Raw genomic sequence first — 21,806 nt, forward strand, 5'->3', positions numbered from 1 at the left:
CATGGAAACACCATCACAAGGACAGATGACGGGGCAACCCTACCTTCCTTTTGAAAAAGACGAAGAGCGAAAAAGCATCTTCTCAGCTTTAAACATAAAGGAACTGAAGAATTTTAGAATCAGCTCCCTCATTCTCTATTTTTTAGCCTACTTTTATACAGTTGCTATTGACGGTAACAAGAGCATTTACTTTTTTCCTATTGCGATTGGTTTGATTAGCTTGACCGAGTGGTTAGTAAGAAAAACGCCGAAAAGCTTGCCTCAAATCGAAAGGGATGCCTCTGCTGGACTCGAGTCCAATCTTTTCCTGATTCTCAGCCTGACTCAGGCACTGGCTCTCAGTATCTGGGGCTTTCACCCGCAATTAGAGATTTTTCAAGCTTTGACTCTTCACATCTCCTTTTCTTTTTATATCCTATCACGGACGGGTTGGCTCAATCAAGGTCGCTTGGGAATCATGGTTTGGTACGATAGCATTCAGGCCTTTGTCATTCTACCTTTTAGAAACTTTTTCGCTGGTCTTCAAGTCTTTGCTCGGACTGGCAAGACTTCAGATGCGACTGCTGAAGACGGCGATTCTTCTAAAAAAGCAGTCCAAAGCACGATGATCGCAAGTAGCCTTCTTATTGCTGGTATGCTTGTCTTCTTCGTTTGGTCACAACTTAGCCAAGTCTCTGATCGATTTGCTCTTTTCTTTAGTATTACAGCTGAGGTTCTGCAGTCTATCTTTGACTTGATTTTTGCAAATCTGGATACAGACGCCATCGCCCTTCGCCTCTTTTTGGCTCTACCTATTGGCCTCTATCTCTACAGTCTGATTGTTGGCAGCTTACTGAATCAAAAAAATATCAAAGTTACCTACCAAAGTTTCCAAAATAAAATTCAGCCACTGCGGATGTTTCCTGCTTTTACAGCCTATATCATCATCGGCAGCCTCTGCCTGACCTACGCTCTCTTTTTCCTCGTTGGTTTAGGAGAATTAAGCGAACTCCTTAGTGCTGGTACTAGCCTCCAAACCATTTCTCCACAAAATGCCTCAACCGTTGCTGTTGCTGGCTTCTGGCAACTCGTTCGTGTATCACTTCTAAATTTCGCTGTGCTAGCCGCCTTTTATTTGCTGGCCCAAAAACCTCTCTGGGACCAGAAAGGTACTCGTCTAGCCAGCACTGTCCTCTTTATTTTCGCCTTTTTATTGGCCTTGCTTGCCGGCTGGAAACTTTTTGGCATCTACATCTATCTCTACGGTCCAACACCATTGCGCCTGATCTCCGCTTGGTTTATCCTCGTTCTACTGGTCTGGTGTATTCTGACCCTGATTCGCTTCTACAAGCCCATCCAAGCAACCCGAATCGGTATCTTCTACGCCCTTATTAGTTTCACGTTGCTCTGCTATCTCTATCCCCTGCTCTTAGCTGCTTGATAGAGAGCGTACTTACATTCCAAATAATCATCAAAAAGAGGCTGGGACGAAAGTCCTAGCCTCTCAATTGTCTTTGGATTGTCGAGCAAGACGCAGTGGTTGAGTGGGCTCTACTACGCTGATTTCATCAGCTTTTACAGCCCTACTCAACTGTGCGGAGGTGGGACGACGAAATCGAATTCTAACGAATTTCCGATTTCTGTCCCACTCTCTTTTCTTTTATTCAAACTAGCTAATAGACACGCGAAAACCCCACCTAGACCAAGCCCCCTTGCTTACCCTTTCAAGCAAAGTTCCTATCCTGCACAGACTCTTTCATAGCAATACTAGCTATCCTTAAAGCATAGAAGCCTATTCTATCAAAAGCAATAGAAAAACCAGCGGTCTCGAGTCTCCACTGGTTTCTTTATGGTAATCGTTTGGATTATGCAGCCAAAACTTTGCGTCCTTTACGACGACGAGCTGCCAATACGCGACGACCGTTTTTAGTTGACATACGGTTACGGAATCCGTGTTTGCGCGCACGACGAAGTTTACTTGGTTGATAAGTACGTTTCACGATGAATACCTCCTCATAGATTTTGTATTCGTTTAGCCGGCTATAAAGTGATCAGTTACTAAACATACTTTACTATTCTATCTGATTCTCTCCTGTTTGTCAATAGTATTGGAAGAATTGTTTCCTTTTGGAAGCGAAATCATTCAAATCGTGTCGCTTCATAGAAGGGAATCAAGGCTGTCATAGCCTGCTCAAGCTCCGACAGAACTTGTTGCTTGCTCGTAGCCTCGGAAAGATTGACATCATATTTGATTAAAACCTTGCGGACTAATCCTGTAGCCACCTGCTGGCTTAGATACTGTCTATTTACCTCCGTAGCTTCGAAGCGTTGACTCACACCATCTATCTGGGCAAAATAGTAAGCTGGCGGTTGAATAGGCAGATTCAGTATCCGATTTTGCTTGCTGAGACTGTGCTCGTCTTTCTTGCGCTCCATGAAGCTCACCTCTAGCGAGACCCCAAAATCTTCTGCAGTCCCATACAAGCGCAGGGCGAACATAGGCTCTGTGATGTCCCCATAGCCTTTTAGATAATTCCAAAAATGTGGGCGTAAAATCTGAGCCTGATTCAGCCAATTGCTGGTCCGCTCCAGACTCAGCTTGGGATAGAGAGCCTGAAAGTCTCGGACCAAGTTCGCAAACTCCTGCCGAGCGGCCTGACCTCTAGCTTTCAAATCCAACATTGTCTCTCGCAGTTCTCCTGCCTTGTCTGGTGAAATGTATTTACTTCCTTGAACAGTCAAAAATGACTCAATAGCTGGAAAAAGTGACATAGAATTTTCTCCTTTCTGTATCTAAAAACCAGCTAAGCAGCTGGTTAAGATTTATTCCGAATCAATATCTACAACAACATAGCGGTTAGGCTCATCGCCTTCTGAATAGCTAGTCACACCATCAATTCTTGAGATAATCCGGTGGATGATTTTACGTTCACTATTAGACATAGGATCCGTATGCTGGCTGCGACGGTCTTCTAGAGCACGCTGAGCCAATTTTTGCGCATAGCTTTGCAAAACTTCTGCCCGATGCTCCACATAGTCATTTACATTGATAGAAATGTAGAAGCTCTTAGAATATTGATTATAAAGATAATTCTGAGCCAACAGCTGCAAAGCTTTCAAGACTTTACCGTGGTAACCAATCACGCGCCCTGGCTCATTGGTATCAATTTGCATATTAATCGTTCGGCGATTGTGGCTGCTAGAAAGAGTCGCTTCAACATCCATTTCATCCACAATCTTTTGCACATATGCGGTCACACTTGCGACAACTTCTTCAATATTACAATCATCCTCAACCTGGATCCCCAAGTCAAAGAAGGACGACTCAGCTGTCTCTTGCTGACTAGCTGCCACTTCTGCTAAAGAGCTATCTTCCTCTGAGTCTTTCAAAGTTTGTACTTCATCAATCGCTTGACTGGTCTTTAAGAAATCAATTGCACCTGTTTCTTCCAGAATGGTACTGGCGTCTTTATCGTTTTTAAGAATTTCAGCCTTGATTTTTTCTGAAACAGCTTCACCTTCGTCTTCGGCCTTCTTGATAGCCGTCACCACTCGCCCTAAGTCGACTGTTGCTTCACTAACACTCTGTACCGGCTCGTTTTGTGCATTGATTTCCTCAGGAACTCCTTTTACCGCCTGTTGGTTGGCCTTGGCCACAGTCGTTTCAGCAATCGGTTCCACATCTACCTGCGCAGGCTTCTTACCAAATAAACCGAGAAAACCTTGCTTTTCACGCGAAACAACGGTAATATGTGCTCTCATTCGTGGGATATCCAGCGTTTTTAGTCCATTTTGAATCGCTTCTTCAACACTTGCTCCTGTAAAAATAACCATCTGCAAGAGTCCTCCTTTTTACTTTTTCTTTTTCTGTGCTTTTTGAAGGGCACGTTTTTTCTTCATTTCCAATTGGCGCTCTGCCTTTGCCTTTGCTTCACGTTCAGCAATAATCTTAAAAGGATTGCTCAAAAGTAGGGTCTGACCGACTTGATAAGCGTTAGAAACTGTCCAGTAAAGAGCGACCCCGCTGGCTGCATACACCGCAAAGAAGAAAATCAATACCGGCATTAGGTAGGTCATCACTGCCGTCCCACCATTTTTCTCTGGCAAAGCCTTATTAGATAGCCAAGTGCTAAAGAAAGTAAAGAGAGCAGCGAGAATAGGTAGGATAAAGGTCGGATCTGTTGTTCCTAGATTAAGCCAGAGGAAGTGACCTGTTTTCAAAAATTCAACCCGTGTCAGAGCTTGAAAAAGTGCTACAAGCACTGGCATTTGGATAAAGAGCGGAAGGAATGCAGCATAGGGATTGACTCCCATTTCTTTATAAAGCTTGCTGGTTTCCTCTGCCAAAGCTGCTCTACTATCCATATCTTTGCCCGGATATTTTTCCTGAAGCTTCTTGATATGAGGCTGAACTTCCTGCATCTTTCTGGATGAGGTCGTCTGAAATTGAAAGACTGGCAACAAGACTGTCCGAATAATCAAGGTAAAAAGAATAATCCCGATTCCTGTACTTCCATTGAAGGACAAGAATTGAATCATCTCCGCAAAGAAATAAACTAATTTCTCCCAAAAATCACTTGAATTAGCGGTCACTTCGCTGGTGCCACAAGCCGTCAGAATAAGCAGCGAAGCCGCTAAAAGAAATCCTATCTTACTCTTCTTTTTCACAAACAAATCCTTCCTGATAAATTCTTGCAACTTTTAAGACATGCAATAAATTTTGTTCCACTTGATGGTAGTCTAGAGTTTCAACTCCCTTACGAGCAATAACAACAAAGTCATCCTTGGTCAAGTCTGCCCGATGCTGAATCAAGACATGACGAATCTTTCTTTTGATACTATTACGGACAACTGCATTGCCCAGCTTTTTACTGACTGAAATCCCCACTCGAAAATGGCGCTGTTCTTTTTCTAATTTATAAACGACAAACTTTCGATTGGCAAAATTCTGCCCAGCTTTAAAAATCGCCTTGAAATCTTTTTCGCTCTTGACGCGATAGTTTTTTCTCAAAACTCAACTCCATCCACCAAAATTAACTCTATTATACCATATTTTCCTAAAAAGCCAATAAGGGCTAGGTGCAAGACGAGCCCTCTTTTTGAATAGTTTTACCGAATGAAAGAAGTAGTTTGGAGAGAAGAAACCGGCCGCTCAGCTCCAAAAAAGAGTCTGGGACAAAAGTCCTAGCCTCTCAATTGTATTTGGATTGTCGAGCAAGACGCAGTGGTTGAGTGGGCTCTACTACGCTGATTTCATCAGCTTTTACAGCCCTACTCAACTGTGCAGAGGTGGGACGACGAAATCGAATTCTAACGAATTACCGATTTCTGTCCCACTCTCATTTTACACGGTAAAAAACGTCTGGGTGCTCTGAGATGCCTTGGGCAATGATGAAGCGATCTCGACTACTATCAGTCGGATCCTGTCCGCTAACAGTCTCTCCTGCTGGCAACTTTTTCTCCGCTGGAATAATAGACAAGGCAGCACCTGTAAGATTATGCCAACGAATATTTGTACGATACATTCCATTTTCATCCAGACCAGCGTAAACCAGCTCCAACTTGGCAACATCTGATACAAGTCCCTTGGCATCAAAGGTATAAGTGACGCCATTGGCATCCCGCCAAGTACCAGCCATGCTAGAAAAGTCCCCAGAAGCAATGGCCTGCATATCTAAACTAGAGGTAGCGGCAGGCTCTCTTTCCCCCTTGCTTTCTGACTTAGCAGAAGACTCCTTAGTTGCTGGCTCCGAAGGCTCCTGACTGCTAGAGATAGAAGTGTCCGAACTACTTGTTTAAGTAGACAGCTCTGTCGAACTTTTGCTCGTCTCAGACTTTTTGGAAGAAGCTGAGCTGGTCGAGGTCGAGCTAACTTTGGAACTACTAGAAGGCGAAGTCGGCTGGTCTTTCTTTTGACCGCAGGCCACTAACATAGATGATGCTACCAGAGTTCCAGCCAAGAGAATCATCCATTTTTTCATCTTTAGCACCTCGCAATATTTTCCTGTTCTTGTAACATTATTGTAACATAAATACAGCTTTTTAGAAAGCAAAAACCAGCTCGAAAGCTGGTTTATTTTATTGAATTTTTTTCAATATATTGTCGATATGCTGGATGGATTTTTCGCGGCCTAATAGATAGATGGTATCTGGCAATTCTGGACCGTGCATTTCGCCAGAAACAGCGATACGGATTGGCATAAAGAGGTTTTTACCCTTGATACCTGTTTCTTTTTGGACTGCTTTGATTTGTGGGAAGATGTTTTCTGTCACAAATTCTTCATCTGTCATAGCTTCCAGTTTTGCTTTGAAGGCTTCCAGCACCACAGGAACAGTTTCACCAGCCATCACTTCTTTCTCAGCTTCCGTCAACTCTGGGAAGTCTGAGAAGAAGAGGTCTGTCAATGGCACAATCTCATCTACTGACTTCATTTGTGGTTTGTAGAGTTCTACCATTTTTTCAGCCTTGTCGGTCAAGCGTCCTGCTTCCTCCAAGAATGGTTTTGCCATTTCAAAGATTGTCTCAAAATCCGCATTCTTGATGTACTCATTGCTCATCCAGTCCATTTTTTTCTGGTCAAAGGCCGCTGGAGATTTGCTGAGGCGATTTTCATCAAAGAGTTTGATGAGTTCTTCACGAGAGAAGATTTCGTCTTCCCCACCAGGATTCCAACCGAGAAGAGCGATAAAGTTAAAGACTGCTTCTGGCAGGTAGCCTTTCTTGCGGTAATCCTCGATAAACTGGAGAGTGTTAGTGTCGCGTTTAGACAACTTTTTACCCGTTTCAGAGTTGATAATCAGGGTCATGTGACCGAACTCTGGCGCTTCCCAACCAAGCGCTTCATAAACCATAAGCTGTTTTGGAGTGTTGGCAATGTGGTCGTCTCCACGAATAACATGGGAAATTTGCATGTCGTGATCATCGATGACAACGGCAAAGTTGTAAGTTGGGTAACCATCTTTCTTTTGGATCACCCAGTCACCACCAATATTGCCACCTTCAAACTCGATGTCGCCCTTGACCATGTCCGTCCACTTGTAGATACCAGCTTCATTGACAGCCAGACGAACCGTTGGAATGATGCCTGCTGCTTCGCGTTCTGCGATGTAAGCTGCTTTTTCATCTTCGCTCATGCCAAGGTATTCGTTGATGTAGCGAGGTGTTTCACCAGCCGCTTCTTGGCGCTCGCGCTCAGCAGCCAATTCTTCTTCTGTAACGTAAGATTTGTAAGCCTTGCCTTTAGCTAGTAGTTGGTCGATGTATTTCTGATACAATTCCAAACGCTCTGATTGGCGGTAGTTTTCATGAGTTTCTGGACTTTCATCCCAGTCCATACCCAACCAACGAAGGTTTTCAAGCTGTGAACGCTCCCCATCTTCGACATGGCGTTTGCGGTCTGTATCTTCAATACGGATGATAAAAGTTCCACCATGATGGCGTGCGTAAAGGTAGTTAAAGAGCGCCGTACGCGCATTTCCGATGTGTAAAAGTCCTGTTGGACTTGGTGCATAACGCACTCGAATATCTTTTGTCAATTTTCGATCTCCTATTTGGGAATAGCAGGAGTGTCTTGCCCCTGCTTTCGTATTCAAACGTTATTATTATATCACATTCTCGACCCAGAATCTGCTGAATCGTATGATTTTTTAAGACAGTCTTTCTTCGAGGACAAAATCAATCGGCAGCCAAGCTAAAACCTTCTCCAATTGCTTTTCCCAGTAGTACCATTCGTGCTTACCAGGACTGTGGCTGTAGCTAATATCCAGTCCTAGTTTTTTCAAATTTTCCACGGCATGGTTATTGGCCGCATAGAGGAAATCCTCCTCGCCGCACCAAGCCCAAAACTTGGTTTTTCCATCCGACTGCTTGGCCAAAGTTTCCAGCGAATAAGGGCTGCTGGTCCAGTCCTCCAAATCACCAAAAATACCACGCCAGTATGCCGGCTTGGCTAGGTCAGTATCATCTGGATGCTGATTGTGAAAGCTGAGTGCCCCAGACAAACTAGCTGCATAAGAAAAACGATTAGTCTTAAGCGCCAGCATAAAAGATCCATAGCCACCCATGGACAAGCCAGCAATAAAGTTTTTCTCCCGCTTATCAGACATATTGGGGAAAAAGCGTTTGAGCACCCGTGGCAGCTCCTCAGCGATAGCTTCATAGTAAGGATAGCCATACTGGGTATCGGTGTACCAGCCATTGTTGGTATTTGGCATCACAACAATCAAGTTAGTAGAGCGAACCAGACGTTCGATATTTGAGCGCTTGAGCCAGCTATTGTGATTACCGTTCATACCATGAAGCAGATACAAGACAGGAATATCCGGATCATCTGGTTCGTCCACGCGCGACGCATCTGGATAAAGGACATTGACTCCCCACTCCATCTCCAAGGCTTCTGAATAATATTCTATCTGCATCACTGCCATCTTTTTTCTCCTCTTGTAAAAACTACTGTTCTTAGCTAGGCGTCACCGCTAGCCACTCTCTGAAATCAAATCCTGTTCTGCGACCGCCAAAAGATAAGAAAAAGCCGATATTCGACTTTCTCTCTGCAAAATACTGGGAAAGCTGTTCCCACGAATAATCTAGCGAACTTCCATGACAACCGGAAGAATAGCCGGCCGGCGTTTGGTTTGCTCGAAGAGGAACTTGGCCAAACTATCACGGACGGTTCCCTTAAGCTCACCCCAGTCAAAGTTATCCTGAGCCAGATAGTCTTCCACTGTCTTATTGATCAAGTCAGTGCTCTCCCGCAAGATATCACGGCTCTTCTTAACATAGACAAATCCACGAGTATGAACCTTGGCTTTGGAAATGATTTTCTTTTCCTTGCGATTGACTGTAAGTGCCACGATAAAGATACCGTCTTCAGAGAGAACCTTACGATCACGCAGGACGATATTGCCCACATCACCGATGGCATTTCCATCAATCATGACATCGCCTGCTGACACTGCTCCAGCTGGCACAAAGTCGCCATTTTCGTAGGACATGACGCTACCACGCTTCGGTATCAAGATATTTTCTGGTAAAATCCCGACTTCCATGGCTGCCTTAGCATGGGCATCCAGCCCACGGTATTCTCCCTGAATCGGGAAGAGGTACTTGGGTTGCAATAAGTTGAGCATGAGCTGCAAGTCACGCGCATTGGCATGGCCAGATACACGCAAGTTTTGAGTAATCAGCTTAACCACGCCACCAGCTTGGTAAATCATATTTTCCACACGCGCTACGACTGCTTCCTTGGCAATAGATGGCGTTGTAACGATATAAACCAAGTCCCCGTCTTTAATTTCTACATAGCGGTGACGACCAATGGACATCTTGCGTAGACCATTAATAGGCTCGCCCATCCGACCCGTCTCCAAGATAATCAGCTCGTGGTCCTCAAACTTAGACATTTCCTTAGGTTTGATCAAAAGGCGCTCATCCGCCAAGGATAATTTCTTGAGGCGGATAGCCGTACGGACGATATTTTCAATATCAAAGCCTGTCAAAACGACACGACGACCTGTTTCTGCCGCAGCTTCAAAAACCTGTTGGATCCGAGACAAGTTGCTGGCAACCGCTGCCACGATGACACGCCCATCCCAATCCGAAATCGTGTCCGTAATCTCACGGCCAACCTCGCTTTCACTAGCCACTTGCACAGTGCTGTCAGCGTTGGCTGAATCACTCAGCAAAGCTAAAACGCCCTCACGGCCGATCTCAGCCAAACGGCCGAAATCTGTCGCATAAGATTCGCTGGCAGATTGGTCAAACTTGAAATCTCCTGTATAAACAATATTGCCTTCACGCGTCTTGACAACGATTCCCAAGCTCTCTGGAATCGAGTGCGTCGTCCGGAAGAAAGAGACAACCGTTTCGCCAAATTCAATTTCTGTATTTTCATCGATAACATGAAAATCATTGAACTTCTTAACAACATCATTGTTTTTGACAAAGAGCTTAGCTAGCTCAATCGTCAATTCCGAACCAAAGACTGGTACCTTAGCTTCTGCCAAAAGATAGGGCAGTGCACCGATGGCATCCGCATGACCGTGAGTCAGAAAGACACCCGCAATTCGGTCTTTATTTTCAAACAAATAATCCATGTTGGGAATGACTACATCTACTCCCAACTGCTCATTTTCTGGGTACTTGAGCCCAGCATCCAATACAAAAATGGAATCATCCACTTCGGCGACATAGAGATTTTTCCCATTCTCACGAACGCCACCCAAAGTAATCAGCTTAATCGTGCTTTTACTCATTTTTACTCCTATTCGATTTTAGAATCTCATGTATCAAAGATTCCTTGATTTTATTACTAACGGTCCTTGGCAAGCCAAGTCGAATTACAGTTTTGCAAACAAAGTTTGCACATCTTAGTCATTATAGCATTTTTTCACGTTTTTTTCAAAACAAAGGAAACTCATAGAGCAAGCTAGAAATCTAAAAATAGGTATTTGATACAGCAAGTTTCTGGCCACTTCTTCCTTCCTGATTAAAAGTGCAGCTACGCTCTAGTCAATCTCTTCTCTAGCTCCACTATAGCAAAAAAAGAAGACGCTAGCAACGCCTCCTTTTCGACTTCCTAAAAAGCCACTCTTTCTTCTATAATTTGTGGAAGACTGAAAATCCTGACCTAGTCCTTGCAAATCCTTTTACTGATCTCTCAGAATTTCAAATTCCTTTGAGTGCCTTTAACATCCCCTAACATAATAATCTTGACAAACCTTAGTCAATCACAATCATGGCTTTAATGGTCTTCCGTTCGTCCATATCTTTATAGGCTTGGTCAATCTCTTCAAGTTTATAACTTGAAGTGAAGACACGTCCCGGATTAATGTCCCCATCAAGAACTGCTTTCAGCAAGACTTGCTTGTCGTAGGTGGTGACAGAGGCTGCACCACCTGCCACTGTGATGTTTTGTGCAAAGGTGGAACCAAGGGCACGATTATTATAGTGGGGAACACCAACAAAACCTAATCGACCACCATTATGGAGGACACCAAGGGCTTGGTCAACAGCCGCTTCTGTTCCGACACATTCAAGCGCAGCGTCGGCTCCGCCACCGAGGAGTTCGCGCACCTTAGCAATGCCTTCTTCGCCACGTTCAGCAACCACTTCTGTTGCTCCTGATTCAAGCGCCATCTTTTGTCGGTCTTCGTGACGGCTCATGAGGACGATTTGGGAAGCTCCCCGCATCTTAGCCGCGATAACAGCACATTGTCCAACAGCGCCATCCCCAATGACAACTACCTTGTCGCCTGGTTTAACATCCGCCACACGCGCTGCATGGTAGCCTGTTGGCATGACATCGGCCAGCGACAAGAAGGACTTAAGCATCCCTTCTGAATAATCTGACGGCTGACCCGGAATTTTCACCAAAGCCCAGTTGGCATACTCGAAGCGAATATATTCCGCTTGCACCCCATCTGACCAGTTATTGCCAATATGGCGGTCACAAGTCCCGTCATATCCTGCACGGCAGGCATCACAGTCCCCACATCCATGAGTAAAGGGAGCAATGACAAAATCACCTGCTTTCACAGTCGTTACTGCTTCACCGACTTCCTCGACAATACCGATCGCCTCGTGACCGCTATTTGGATGTCCCTTTTCGATATCTGGACTGCGATAGCGCCATAGATCAGAGCCACAGACACAGGTCCGAACAATGCGGATAATGGCATCATCTGGATCTAGAATTTGTGGATGATCCATTTCTACTAGTCCAACTTGACCAACCTTGAGATAAACTGCTGATTTCATTGCTTTTCTCCTTGTGTTTTGCTAACTATATTATATCACTTTTCAGAGACCTAGCCTAAGGGAAGGTAAAAGAGTTGCGTGACAATTTTCTTTCCCAGCAAGCCCTACCTCATCGCTTTTTAAAAGCTGCTTTCTTAGTCCTCACTAGCTGAGGGCAGACTCCAGCAACACCCGCTGAATCCATCAAAATGACCTCTAGCGTGACTCGGCTAGAGGTCTGATTCACCTTGCTGATATGGGAGCAATCAGTTTATTCCATTTGGAACTGACTAACAATAATTGTTGATTATTAAATTTTTAATTCCTTTAAGCGCTAATGATTTTCTTTTATCTTAGCATTAGAAATATTGATCACAAAGCAACTATCGGTTAACATCTCGAAGACTGAAAACCATCTAAAAGCTTCTACTTTCTATCCCACTGTCATAATCAGATAGGCTAAGCAGGCCTACCCAATGATTTAACCAATAGTCCAGTAAAGCAACGACTTATATGTTACAAATAAATATATCAGCAAAGCAAATCGAATGCGAAATTAAGTTTTTCCTTTCCCTATCTTTACTTATATTATACTCCTCCTACCAAAATATTGCAAGCGTTTACGCTATGAAGTTTGGAAAAATTTAACTAAAAAGAATGAACAGAAAAAAGTAAAGGAGACCCTAAAATGAGGCCTCCTTTAGACTGTAGTTGATTTCTATCAGCTACTATATATAATATAGCATAACCTTATTTCTCGTCGTCTTTATGAAGCATGTTTTTAACACCTTCAATAGCGCCTTCAACTGCATCTTTTGCATCTTCAGCAACTTCTTTGACTTTAGAAACAACTTTTTCAGCTGCTCCTTCTTTTTCAAGTTTTTCGTCACCGATTACTTTCCCAACACCTTCTTTGACAGCGCCTTTAGCTTGGTTGAATTTTTCTTCTGTTGACATAACTATGTCCTCCTTTATTTCTTTTTGTTTCTAATTAATGTACGCGAGCTTTTTCACTTGATGAAGCAGCATCTTTAACAGCTTCTACACCTTCACCAACTTTTTCTTGAACGGCTGAAAAACCACCGCTAAGACCAGATTTTGCTTTTTCGAATTGCTCTGAAGCAAATTCTCCTGTTGATTCAGCAACATCTGTCACTCGATCTTGAAGGCTAACTGAGTCAGCTTCATGTTGTTCTTTCGTTTTAATATCAACAACATTGACATTTACTTCAACAACTTCCAAATCAGTCATCTTAGAAACTTCCGCCACAACAACATCTTTAATTTCCTTGTACAAGGCAGGAACATTCTTTTGATATTCCACTACTACGTTCAAGTCAACAGCCACTTGTTCTTTCCCAACTTCAACATTAACACCATTCGTTACGTTATCAGTGTTAATCAATTTATCTGCTAAATTAGAGAAGAAGCCACCATCAACAGCTAGCAAACCTGAAACTTTCTCTAAAGAGAGACCAATGATTTTTTGAATGACTTTATCTTCGTAAGTCAATTCACCTTTTACTTCATGAGTTGCTTGCGCAACTTCTTTTTTAGCAACATCTTTAAAATCTTTATTTGTATTTGACATAAGAAACTCCTTATTATTTATTTAATATATTTTTTTGTTGTATATAATATCCGATTCCTGCTCCTATGGCAGCGCAAATCAAGACAAATAGTGTCTTAAAGAAGCCAAAGGATAGGATAAAGCAGGCTAGAACACCGCCCGCTAATCCAGATAGGATTAGATATTGATATTTTTTAAACCATTCCATTTTGGTACTTCCTTACTTTACACGACTAGTATTTTTTTTAGCCTGCGATTTTGGTTTGAAATCTGATACAGAGATTTCAAGCTTGACATCATGATTGAGACCGAAGAATTCTGTTAATCCAGTAGCAATTTCATCCTGAATCAACTGACTTCTTTTGATGATGTTTTCTGACGGAACAATTGCTCCTTTAACAGAAACCAGACATTTGTTTTTCCGGCTATTTACGGAAACTGTAGGATCTTTAATAAAATCATGGTCTGTCACCAGACTACGAACAAATCCTTCTATCGCTGAATTTTTCAGCATTAGTTTACCATCCGCATCAGCTAACTGAATTTCCAAACGTCTCTTAGGATAAAAAAGTATCACTAACATCAGCAACAATATTAAGCTTGCTAAAACCAGTGTCCCCCAGAAAACATATCTAGATAGATAGTACCCTACAAACGGAATCTTTTTCCAAGTGAATAACTGGAGGCCTAAACCGCTAACTTTATGAAAATCTAGTAAAACAGGAATCAAAATCGTCAAGATTAAAATACAGAAAATAAGGGAAAGTATTTTTCTTGATTTTGACATATTGAATCCTTTCATCATTAAATTATATTTGTACAAAAAGCAATTCTATGCTTTCTTTCCTACAAAAAACGATACAACTGCAACTACAATAACTGCGCCGATGATAGAAGGAATCAAAGCCATGCCAGCCAAACTAGGTCCCCAAGTTCCTAAAAGAGACTGACCAACAGCTGAACCAACTAAACCTGCAACAACGTTGGCGACAATTCCCATAGAACCGCCTTTTTTTGTTATTGATCCAGCAACCAGACCAATAAGCCCACCGATAATAATTGACCACAACATAGTGATTCTCCTTTCTAATTTTTCTGAATCAAAATGTCTTAATAATATTTTTATATTATTTTTTGATTAATATAATTATATAATTTTCCAAATTGGAAACATAATAATTCAGCTTGGTTTTCTTACCGTTTATCTGTACTATAGATACAAAAAGATAAGAATTCCTTGTTCTACAGGCTTTTACAAGCATTTTTAGATATATTTCAGAGTTATTAAACGAGATTAAATGTATAAAAATATGGTATAATTTCCTGATAATAAAAACACTATATAAAGAAAGATAATATTTTAATGCGAGAATTACTGTCTAAAAAGAGTCACAGGCAATTAGAACTATTAGAACTACTATTTAAAAACAAACGCTGGTTTCATATTTCTGAACTGGCTGAACTATTAAATTGTACAGAACGTTCAGTAAAAGATGATTTATCCCATGTTAAGTCCTCTTTTCCTCAATTGATTTTTCACTCGTCCACTAATGGCATACGTATCATTAATACTGATGATAGTGATATTGAGATGGTCTATCATCATTTCTTTAAGCATTCAACTCATTTTTCAATTTTAGAATTCATCTTCTTTAACGAAGGATATGAAACTGAGAATATTTGTAAAGATTTTTATATAAGCTCTTCCTCACTCTATCGTATAATCAGTCATATTAACAAAATCATAAAAAAACAATATAATTTTAAAATTAGTCTCAATCCTGCTCGAATCATTGGAGATGAGATTGATATCCGTTATTTTTTTGCACAATATTTTTCGGAAAAATATTATTTTCTTGAATGGCCCTTTACAGATTTTTCAGTAGAACCTTTGTGTAAGCTGTTAGCACTGGTCTACAAAGAAACTGCATTTCCTGTCAATTTCGCAACTCAACGAATGTTAAAATTGCTCCTCGTTACGAATTTATATCGAATCAAGTTTGGCCATTTCTTGGAAGTTGAGAAAAATTCTTTTAACAATCAATTGTTAGAATCCTTCATGCAAGCAGAAGGAATTGAAGACATTGTAGCGAGCTTTGATTCTGAATATCATATCTCTTTGAATAAAGAAGTGATCGGTCAACTATTTGTCTCCTATTTTCAAAAAATGTTTTTCATTGATGAAAATCTATTTATGAGCTGCGCAAAAACAGATAGTTATGTAAAAAATTCGTATCAATTATTAAGTGATTTAATTGTTCAGATAGAAAGCAAATATAATCTTAAAATTGACAATAATGATAATCTTATTTGGCATTTGCATAATACAGCACATCTGCACCGTCAGGAACTATCTACAGAGTTTATTCTGTTTGATCAAAAAGGAAATACAATCAAGAACTTTCAAAATATTTTCCCTCAATTTGTTTCAGATATTAAAAAAGGGATTGAACATTACCTAGAGACTTTGGATATCCATAGCACACCAATGAAAGTCAACCATCTATCCTATACCTTTATCACTCACAGCAAACATTTAGTGCTGAATCTTTTACAAAATCAGCCTAAATTAAAGGTTTTAGTCATGAGTAATTTTGATCAGTATCATGCAAAATCAGTAGCAGAGACACTTTCTTATTATTGCAGTAATAATTTTGAACTTGAAGTTTGGAATAAATTAGAATTATCAATCGATTCTTTAAAAGAATCACCTTACGATATCATCATTTCTAATTTTATTATTCCACCCATTGAGAACAAGAGACTGATCTATTCCAATAATATTAATACAGTCGCGCTCATCTCCCTGCTTAACGCGATGATGTTTATTCGCTTAGATGAGTGATTTAGACTATTTTGATAACAAAAAACCGCAATCTAGCGGTTTTTATTCATTTATCTGAGCAAATTTTTGAAAAACGGATACACCCCTGTGAAGACAGAGATATATCCGTTTAATAATTATTTACTGCTTATTCATTTTTTAGCATTCCAAAAAAATGGGCAAGCCTATTCAAACAAGCCATAATAGTCCGCTATGGTCATCTTGGCTTTTTCTTCCTGCTTGAGGTCTTGGATGATTTGCCCTTCCTTCATGACAATCAGCCGGTTGCCGTATTTGAGAGCATCCTCCATGTGATGGGTAATCATGAGGGCCGTCAGCTGGTCTCTGCGGACAAAGTCGTCAGTCAACTCCATGAGAGCCACACTAGTCTTGGGATCCAGTGCTGCTGTATGCTCGTCCAAAAGAAGCAGTTCCGGACGCTTGAGGGTCGCCATGAGCAGACTCAAAGCCTGTCTCTGACCACCAGAGAGAAACTCAATCGGCGTATCCAGATGTTTTTCCAGACCATTGCCAATCTTATCAATGGTCTCCTGAAACTCCTGCCGATAGCTATTCAGCCGACGAGGGACTAGACCGCGCGATTCGCCACGAAACTTGGCAATCAGCAGGTTTTCCGCCACTGTCATCCGAGGAGCCGTTCCCATCTTGGGATCTTGAAAGACCCGCGACAGATATTTGGCTCTCTTTTCAGGTGAAAAGTTGGTCACATTTTCGCCCAGGATGTGAATGCTACCGCTGCTCAGAGAGAGCGTGCCGGCAATCACATTAAAAAGAGTTGACTTCCCTGCTCCATTACCACCCAAAATCGTGATAAAATCATGCTCATGAATCTCCAGCGACACATCGTTTAGGATGACCTTTTCTTCATCAAAGCCGTTATTGACCCGCTTGCTGGCATTTTTTAATTCTACAATCGCTGTCATTTGCTTAACTTAGCTCCTTTAAAGAATGTATTTTTCAAGGTTGGAATCATGAGGCAGATCGCCAAGATAACCGCACTGTAGAGACGGAGATAGCTCGTGTTGAAGCCAAGAGCAATGACGCCCCAAATCAGAAACTGGTAGGCAATGGCACCAACCACAATGGTAATCAGGCGTTCAGCCAAGGTCAGACCCCTAAAAAGCACTTCTCCGATAATCAGACTGGCCAAGCCGACGACGATAACCCCAATCCCGCGGGACACATCCGCATAGCCTTCCTGCTGGGCAATCAGAGCACCAGACAAGGCAATGACGCCATTAGACAAGATCATGCCCATCAATTCCATGCGGCCAGTATTGATACCGAAACTACGCGCCATATCAGGATTATCCCCAGTTGCGATGTAAGCCTGCCCCAGCTTGGTATCTAGGAAAAAGAGCAGAGCGACAATAACCAGACTGACAAAAATTAAGCCTGTCAGGAGATTATTGATTTCCCCAGAGAAGGGCAAAAAGTCCTGAATCTGTCGAGTTCCCAGCAAACCTAGATTAGCCCGCCCCATGATCATGAGCATGATGGAATGGCAAGAGGTCATGACCAAAATCCCTGACAGCAGGGTCGGAATCTTGCCCTTGGTATAGAGAAGCCCAGTCGCCAAACCTGCCAGACAGCCCGCCAATACCGCAGCTGCCGTTGCCAAGAAAGGGTTAACCCCCTTGGTAATCAAGGTGACAGCTACCGCCCCACCTAGAGGGAAGGAGCCCTCAGTCGTCATATCTGGAAAATTTAAAATCCGAAAAGTCATGAAAATCCCCAAACCTAAAATGGCCCAGACCAGACCTTGTGAAATAATGGAAAGAATCATCTTATTGTCCTAACTAAATTAAAATCGTATTCTATTTTAACACAAAAAAGCAGCCAATTTCAATGCCGAAATACCGACAGATAAATTGGCTTTCCTAGCTAATTACTGAACGACGGTCATTCGCCCTGTAGCAACGTCATACACTGCTCCTGAGATCTCTACATCATCTGGGATTAGGGGGGATTGGCGGAGAAGCTCCACGTCTTCCCGCACACTTTCCTCCACATCTGTAAATGGAAGAAAATCCTGACCGTTGACATCAACGCCTAGCTCTTGATTGAGAAAAGCAGTAAATTCTTCATTTTTGAAAGTCTGTGCTCCACAATCCGTATGGTGCAGGACTACGATTTCCCGCGTGCCCAGCTGCTGCTGCGAAATAACCAGCGAGCGAATCATGTCCTCCGTCACTCGACCGCCAGCATTGCGCAAGATATGAGCATCTCCCAGCGCCAAGCCCAGAGCCTGAGCCACGTGGAGCCTAGAGTCCATGCAGGTCACGATTGCCACCTTGGTCTTGGGTTTAATCGGCAGGTGGGAGGTTCCATGCAGGTCCACATAGGCTTGGTTGGCCTTCATAAAATTTTCAAAATAGGACATTCTTTCCCCTTACTAGAATTTATTTGATAGTCAAACCATTTCCTACCATCTTATCATCTTTTGGGTATTTTGTCAGTTTTCAGATCTAGATAAAGCAAAAATGTCCGTTTTTTATGAACAAATGAAATGAAATTTTAAAAAAGATGCGGAAATTCATCCACACCTTTCTATGAACCTTTTGCGATATAGCGGCTGAGTGAGCCCGCAAAGCTTTGAAGATTGAGACTTTGAACATAGATTTCCCCAGTGCCTCGGAAGGTGTTGACAACTCCTTCTCCCGTTCCGATCGACTGCCAGAAACCATTTTCCAGATGGATATTATAATCCAAGGACTGACTCCAAGCTACGACATGAGCATTGTCAATGGTTACTTCTTGGTTATTTAGTTCAATTTTCCTAATCGATCCGTAGGCATTGGCCAAGAGAGTGCCCTGACCTTGAGTCGTCATGACGAAGAGGCCACCTTGACCGCCAAATATCGCCTTGCCAACAGATTGGCGCTCCATGGTATAGTAAGCTGTACCGTCCAGAGCCAGAAAGGCACCGTCATTGAGCCGGTACTGCTTTTCTCCCAGATAGAGAGGAATAACTTGGCCGGGAACTTCTGGTGCTAAAGCTAGGAAACCGTTATCGGACTGGGCAACAGCTTGGGTAATGAAGGTACTTTCACCAGACACCATAGAACGGCCGACTGCCTTGACAAAGCGTCCCAAACCTGAACCGTTAGCATTGAGCTGAGTGTTCAAGGTCACATTAGGGGTGTGATAGACCATACTGCCACGCTGGATAAAGACCGTCTCTCCTTGATTGAGGTAGAGGTCAACGAGTGGAAATTGCATGTTGCTATCCATGGAAAATTGCATAAGAGTTCCCTCCTTGTTTTTTAAGAAAATTATAGCAATAATAAAATATTTTTGCAATCTAAAACAAAGAAAATCATCCAGCAAAGACTTTTTTCAAGACTTCCCCAATTGTTGTCACACCGATGACTTGGATATTGTCTGGCACCTTGAGGCCGTTCAGAGAGTTTTTAGGAGCGTAGACTTTGGTGAAGCCCAGCTTTGCTGCTTCGTTGATGCGCTGCTCGATACGATTGACCCGGCGGATTTCACCAGTCAGGCCAATTTCACCGATAAAGCACTCTTGGGGGTTGGTCGGCAGATCCTTGTAACTGGAAGCAATGGCTACCGCCACCGCCAAATCAATCGCTGGCTCATCTAGTTTGACACCTCCAGCTGACTTGAGGTAGGCATCTTGATTTTGCAGGAGGAGCCCCGCCCGTTTTTCTAGAACCGCCATAATGAGGCTGGCTCGGTTAAAGTCCAGTCCAGTCGTGGTCCGCTTGGCATTGCCGAACATGGTCGGTGTCACCAAGGCCTGCACCTCAGCTAAAATCGGCCGCGTTCCTTCCATGGTCACGACGATGGATGAGCCTGTCGCACCATCCAAACACTCTTCCAGAAAGACTTGGCTGGGGTTGATAACCTCAACTAGCCCACCAGACTGCATTTCAAAAATGCCGATTTCATTGGTTGAACCAAAGCGATTTTTAACTGCCCGCAAAATACGGAACGTGTGCTGACGTTCGCCCTCAAAATAAAGCACGGTGTCCACCATGTGCTCTAGCGTTCGAGGGCCGGCCAAGGTTCCTTCCTTGGTCATGTGACCAACGATAAAGGTCGCGATATTATTGGTCTTGGCCAGCTGCATGAGCTCAGCTGTCACCTCTCGGACCTGAGAGACAGAGCCTTGAACACTGGAAATTTCCGGCGACATCACCGTCTGTATAGAGTCGATAATCAGAAAATCTGGCTTGATTTTCTCAATCTCCGTGCGGATGTTTTGCATATTGGTCTCGGCGTAGAGATAAAATTCACTGTCAATATCACCGAGGCGCTCCGCCCGCAGCTTAATCTGCTCAGCTGATTCCTCCCCACTGACATAAAGGACGGTGCCCTGATGAGAAAGCTGAGTGGACACCTGCAGAAGCAAGGTAGACTTCCCGATGCCGGGATCCCCGCCAATCAGGACCAAACTGCCAGGCACTACGCCACCACCCAACACACGATTGAACTCGTCCATTTCCGTCTTGGTCCGATTGACATCAATCGAAGTGACCTCAGCCAGCTTCATTGGCCGAGTCTTTTCACCTGTCAAGGAAACTCGGGCATGCTTGACTTCCGCAGCCTCTACTTCCTCAACAAAAGAAGACCAAGAGCCGCAGTTGGGACAGCGGCCTAGGTATTTGGGCGAATGGTATTCACAATTTTGACAGACAAAGGTCGTCTTTTTCTTAGCGATGATAAACCTCTTTCTATATTTCTATCTCACACTCAATCACTTGGCAAAAATCAATTTGCTCATTTGGCACAAACTGACGGATCAGCATGCGATGGGCTACAAGGACTACTGTCTGGTAATCTCGATACTTTGCCATACAGTCTACAAAACGAGCCTTCATCTCCTCAGCCGTCTCATACTGAATAGGACTACTGGGGAGCAAGGCACCATTATTTTCTAAAAACAGGCTTCGAGCTTTTTCAAAGTTCCCTCTTCCCGTTTGATAAACCTGCCATTCGTGTAGCAAAGGCTCCACTCTCAAAGGAAGGCCAGTGGCACAAGCCACATAAGATGCCGTTTCTAAAGCTCGCGTCATTGCAGAAGACACCAGCAAATCAGCTGAACGCAGTAAAGGATGCTGGCAAAGTTCCTGAGCCTGCCGTCTTCCCTGCTCACATAAAGGCGCCAAATCCAGACCAAAGCCAGTATAAGAACGCTCCTCTAACTCATGGTAATCAGGCTCACCATGGCGCACAAAAATCACTTTCATCTCAATGCCCCGTCGATCCAAAGCCGCCAGTCCGCACGCCGTCGGCTACATCCCCATCCGCAATCAAAAATGGTGCAAAGACAGCTTGCACAATGCGGTCACCCACTTCCAGTACAACCTCTTGGTCTGTGATATTTTGCATCTGAGCAAAGATATGGCCTTCATTTTCAGGATTGCCGTAGTAGTCGCCGTCAATAACCCCAACGGAGTTAATCAAAACCAGGCCTTTTTTACGAGGATTGGACGAGCGGTCGTAAAGATAAAGCACCTCGCCCGGCTGCATATAGGCCTTGACACCAGTCGGAACCAGCTTAATCTCCCCTGGCGCAATGATGGTGCGCTCTGCTACTTTCAAGTCATAGCCCGCTGCGTGAGCCGTCTCTCTCTTGGGCAGCAAATCTTCATTTGGAAAGCTGGAAACCAGCTCGAATCCACGAATTTTCATACAGTTCTCTTTTCTAT

At 43.1% G+C, this 21,806-nt stretch carries 25 protein-coding genes; 2 read left to right on the top strand and 23 right to left on the bottom strand.

Annotation, left to right across the window (positions count from 1 at the left end; genetic code table 11):
* Nucleotide 1: 1 nt before the first annotated feature.
* Nucleotides 2-1,420 (top strand): DUF4153 domain-containing protein, encoded by a 1,419-nt coding sequence (locus D8872_RS01755; protein WP_125389736.1) that lies wholly within the window; start codon nt 2-4, stop codon nt 1,418-1,420.
* Nucleotides 1,421-1,844: 424 nt separating this feature from the next.
* Here D8872_RS01755 and rpmH read toward each other — a convergent pair whose 3' ends face one another.
* The 16 genes from rpmH to D8872_RS01840 form a co-directional block, all read right to left on the bottom strand.
* Nucleotides 1,845-1,979 carry a 50S ribosomal protein L34 gene (gene rpmH / locus D8872_RS01765; RefSeq protein WP_000831905.1) on the bottom strand — a complete coding sequence of 45 codons (135 nt, stop codon included), beginning with the start codon at nt 1,977-1,979 and terminating at the stop codon, nt 1,845-1,847.
* Between the two features lie 139 nt (nt 1,980-2,118).
* Nucleotides 2,119-2,751 carry a ribonuclease P gene (locus D8872_RS01770; protein ID WP_125389737.1) on the bottom strand — a complete coding sequence of 211 codons (633 nt, stop codon included), beginning with the start codon at nt 2,749-2,751 and terminating at the stop codon, nt 2,119-2,121.
* Nucleotides 2,752-2,802: 51 nt separating this feature from the next.
* On the bottom strand, nt 2,803-3,813 hold the full coding sequence (locus D8872_RS01775) for a Jag family protein (RefSeq protein ID WP_125389738.1): 1,011 nt from the start codon (nt 3,811-3,813) through the stop codon (nt 2,803-2,805).
* An 18-nt stretch (nt 3,814-3,831) separates the two neighbouring features.
* Nucleotides 3,832-4,647 carry a YidC/Oxa1 family membrane protein insertase gene (locus D8872_RS01780; protein WP_005592102.1) on the bottom strand — a complete coding sequence of 272 codons (816 nt, stop codon included), beginning with the start codon at nt 4,645-4,647 and terminating at the stop codon, nt 3,832-3,834.
* Nucleotides 4,631-4,990, bottom strand: coding sequence for a ribonuclease P protein component (gene rnpA, locus D8872_RS01785; protein ID WP_005591639.1), 360 nt, complete (start codon nt 4,988-4,990; stop codon nt 4,631-4,633). Before rnpA ends, D8872_RS01780 begins: the two co-directional genes overlap by 17 nt.
* Before the next feature lie 328 nt (nt 4,991-5,318).
* Nucleotides 5,319-5,753: a DUF6287 domain-containing protein gene (locus D8872_RS10970; RefSeq protein ID WP_514132999.1), complete on the bottom strand. Its 435-nt coding sequence runs from the start codon at nt 5,751-5,753 to the stop codon at nt 5,319-5,321.
* 21 nt (nt 5,754-5,774) lie between these two features.
* On the bottom strand, nt 5,775-5,960 hold the full coding sequence (locus D8872_RS10975; protein ID WP_260471660.1) for a hypothetical protein: 186 nt from the start codon (nt 5,958-5,960) through the stop codon (nt 5,775-5,777).
* A 97-nt stretch (nt 5,961-6,057) separates the two neighbouring features.
* Entirely contained in the window at nt 6,058-7,515 is a 1,458-nt protein-coding gene (gltX, locus tag D8872_RS01800; RefSeq protein ID WP_125389739.1) for a glutamate--tRNA ligase, read from the bottom strand.
* A gap of 111 nt (nt 7,516-7,626) precedes the next feature.
* Nucleotides 7,627-8,406 carry an alpha/beta hydrolase gene (locus tag D8872_RS01805; RefSeq protein WP_125379002.1) on the bottom strand — a complete coding sequence of 260 codons (780 nt, stop codon included), beginning with the start codon at nt 8,404-8,406 and terminating at the stop codon, nt 7,627-7,629.
* Nucleotides 8,407-8,565: 159 nt separating this feature from the next.
* The gene (locus D8872_RS01810) at nt 8,566-10,233 is read right to left on the bottom strand and encodes a ribonuclease J (protein ID WP_125389740.1); all 1,668 of its coding nucleotides are present in this window, start codon (nt 10,231-10,233) and stop codon (nt 8,566-8,568) included.
* Between the two features lie 466 nt (nt 10,234-10,699).
* On the bottom strand, nt 10,700-11,737 hold the full coding sequence (locus tag D8872_RS01815; protein ID WP_125389741.1) for a zinc-binding dehydrogenase: 1,038 nt from the start codon (nt 11,735-11,737) through the stop codon (nt 10,700-10,702).
* 729 nt (nt 11,738-12,466) lie between these two features.
* Complete coding sequence (locus D8872_RS01820) at nt 12,467-12,673, bottom strand: CsbD family protein (RefSeq protein ID WP_005591616.1); 207 nt, start codon at nt 12,671-12,673, stop codon at nt 12,467-12,469.
* Between the two features lie 34 nt (nt 12,674-12,707).
* Complete coding sequence (locus tag D8872_RS01825) at nt 12,708-13,307, bottom strand: Asp23/Gls24 family envelope stress response protein (RefSeq protein ID WP_005591615.1); 600 nt, start codon at nt 13,305-13,307, stop codon at nt 12,708-12,710.
* Nucleotides 13,308-13,320: 13 nt separating this feature from the next.
* Nucleotides 13,321-13,494, bottom strand: coding sequence for a DUF2273 domain-containing protein (locus tag D8872_RS01830; RefSeq protein WP_005591614.1), 174 nt, complete (start codon nt 13,492-13,494; stop codon nt 13,321-13,323).
* Nucleotides 13,495-13,506: 12 nt separating this feature from the next.
* Nucleotides 13,507-14,073 carry an alkaline shock response membrane anchor protein AmaP gene (amaP, locus tag D8872_RS01835; protein WP_125389742.1) on the bottom strand — a complete coding sequence of 189 codons (567 nt, stop codon included), beginning with the start codon at nt 14,071-14,073 and terminating at the stop codon, nt 13,507-13,509.
* A gap of 45 nt (nt 14,074-14,118) precedes the next feature.
* Nucleotides 14,119-14,358 (bottom strand): GlsB/YeaQ/YmgE family stress response membrane protein, encoded by a 240-nt coding sequence (locus tag D8872_RS01840; RefSeq protein WP_015605856.1) that lies wholly within the window; start codon nt 14,356-14,358, stop codon nt 14,119-14,121.
* A gap of 291 nt (nt 14,359-14,649) precedes the next feature.
* Here D8872_RS01840 and D8872_RS01845 point away from each other — a divergent pair, with 291 nt between their 5' ends.
* Complete coding sequence (locus tag D8872_RS01845) at nt 14,650-16,131, top strand: AcpB/EbpR/MafR family transcriptional regulator (RefSeq protein ID WP_125389743.1); 1,482 nt, start codon at nt 14,650-14,652, stop codon at nt 16,129-16,131.
* Between the two features lie 164 nt (nt 16,132-16,295).
* On the opposite strand, the gene D8872_RS01850 is transcribed toward D8872_RS01845, so the two are convergent.
* The 7 genes from D8872_RS01850 to D8872_RS01880 all read right to left on the bottom strand — a co-directional run bounded on the left by D8872_RS01850 (nt 16,296) and on the right by D8872_RS01880 (nt 21,789).
* Nucleotides 16,296-17,054, bottom strand: a complete 759-nt coding sequence (locus D8872_RS01850) for an ABC transporter ATP-binding protein (RefSeq protein WP_125389744.1) — start codon at nt 17,052-17,054, stop codon at nt 16,296-16,298.
* On the bottom strand, nt 17,051-17,917 hold the full coding sequence (locus D8872_RS01855; RefSeq protein ID WP_062004373.1) for an ABC transporter permease: 867 nt from the start codon (nt 17,915-17,917) through the stop codon (nt 17,051-17,053). The genes D8872_RS01850 and D8872_RS01855 overlap by 4 nt, the downstream gene beginning before the upstream one ends.
* A gap of 102 nt (nt 17,918-18,019) precedes the next feature.
* Nucleotides 18,020-18,514, bottom strand: a complete 495-nt coding sequence (locus tag D8872_RS01860) for a beta-class carbonic anhydrase (RefSeq protein ID WP_125389745.1) — start codon at nt 18,512-18,514, stop codon at nt 18,020-18,022.
* Nucleotides 18,515-18,681: 167 nt separating this feature from the next.
* Nucleotides 18,682-19,377 carry a TIGR00266 family protein gene (locus tag D8872_RS01865; protein ID WP_005591607.1) on the bottom strand — a complete coding sequence of 232 codons (696 nt, stop codon included), beginning with the start codon at nt 19,375-19,377 and terminating at the stop codon, nt 18,682-18,684.
* A 73-nt stretch (nt 19,378-19,450) separates the two neighbouring features.
* Nucleotides 19,451-20,818 carry a DNA repair protein RadA gene (radA, locus tag D8872_RS01870; RefSeq protein WP_125389746.1) on the bottom strand — a complete coding sequence of 456 codons (1,368 nt, stop codon included), beginning with the start codon at nt 20,816-20,818 and terminating at the stop codon, nt 19,451-19,453.
* A 10-nt stretch (nt 20,819-20,828) separates the two neighbouring features.
* Nucleotides 20,829-21,344 (bottom strand): histidine phosphatase family protein, encoded by a 516-nt coding sequence (locus D8872_RS01875; protein ID WP_125389747.1) that lies wholly within the window; start codon nt 21,342-21,344, stop codon nt 20,829-20,831.
* A gap of 1 nt (nt 21,345) precedes the next feature.
* Nucleotides 21,346-21,789 carry a dUTP diphosphatase gene (locus D8872_RS01880; protein WP_125389748.1) on the bottom strand — a complete coding sequence of 148 codons (444 nt, stop codon included), beginning with the start codon at nt 21,787-21,789 and terminating at the stop codon, nt 21,346-21,348.
* Nucleotides 21,790-21,806: the final 17 nt, after the last annotated feature.

The organism is Streptococcus cristatus, from assembly GCF_003943815.1.
Taxonomy (GTDB): Bacteria; Bacillota; Bacilli; order Lactobacillales; family Streptococcaceae; genus Streptococcus; species Streptococcus cristatus_F.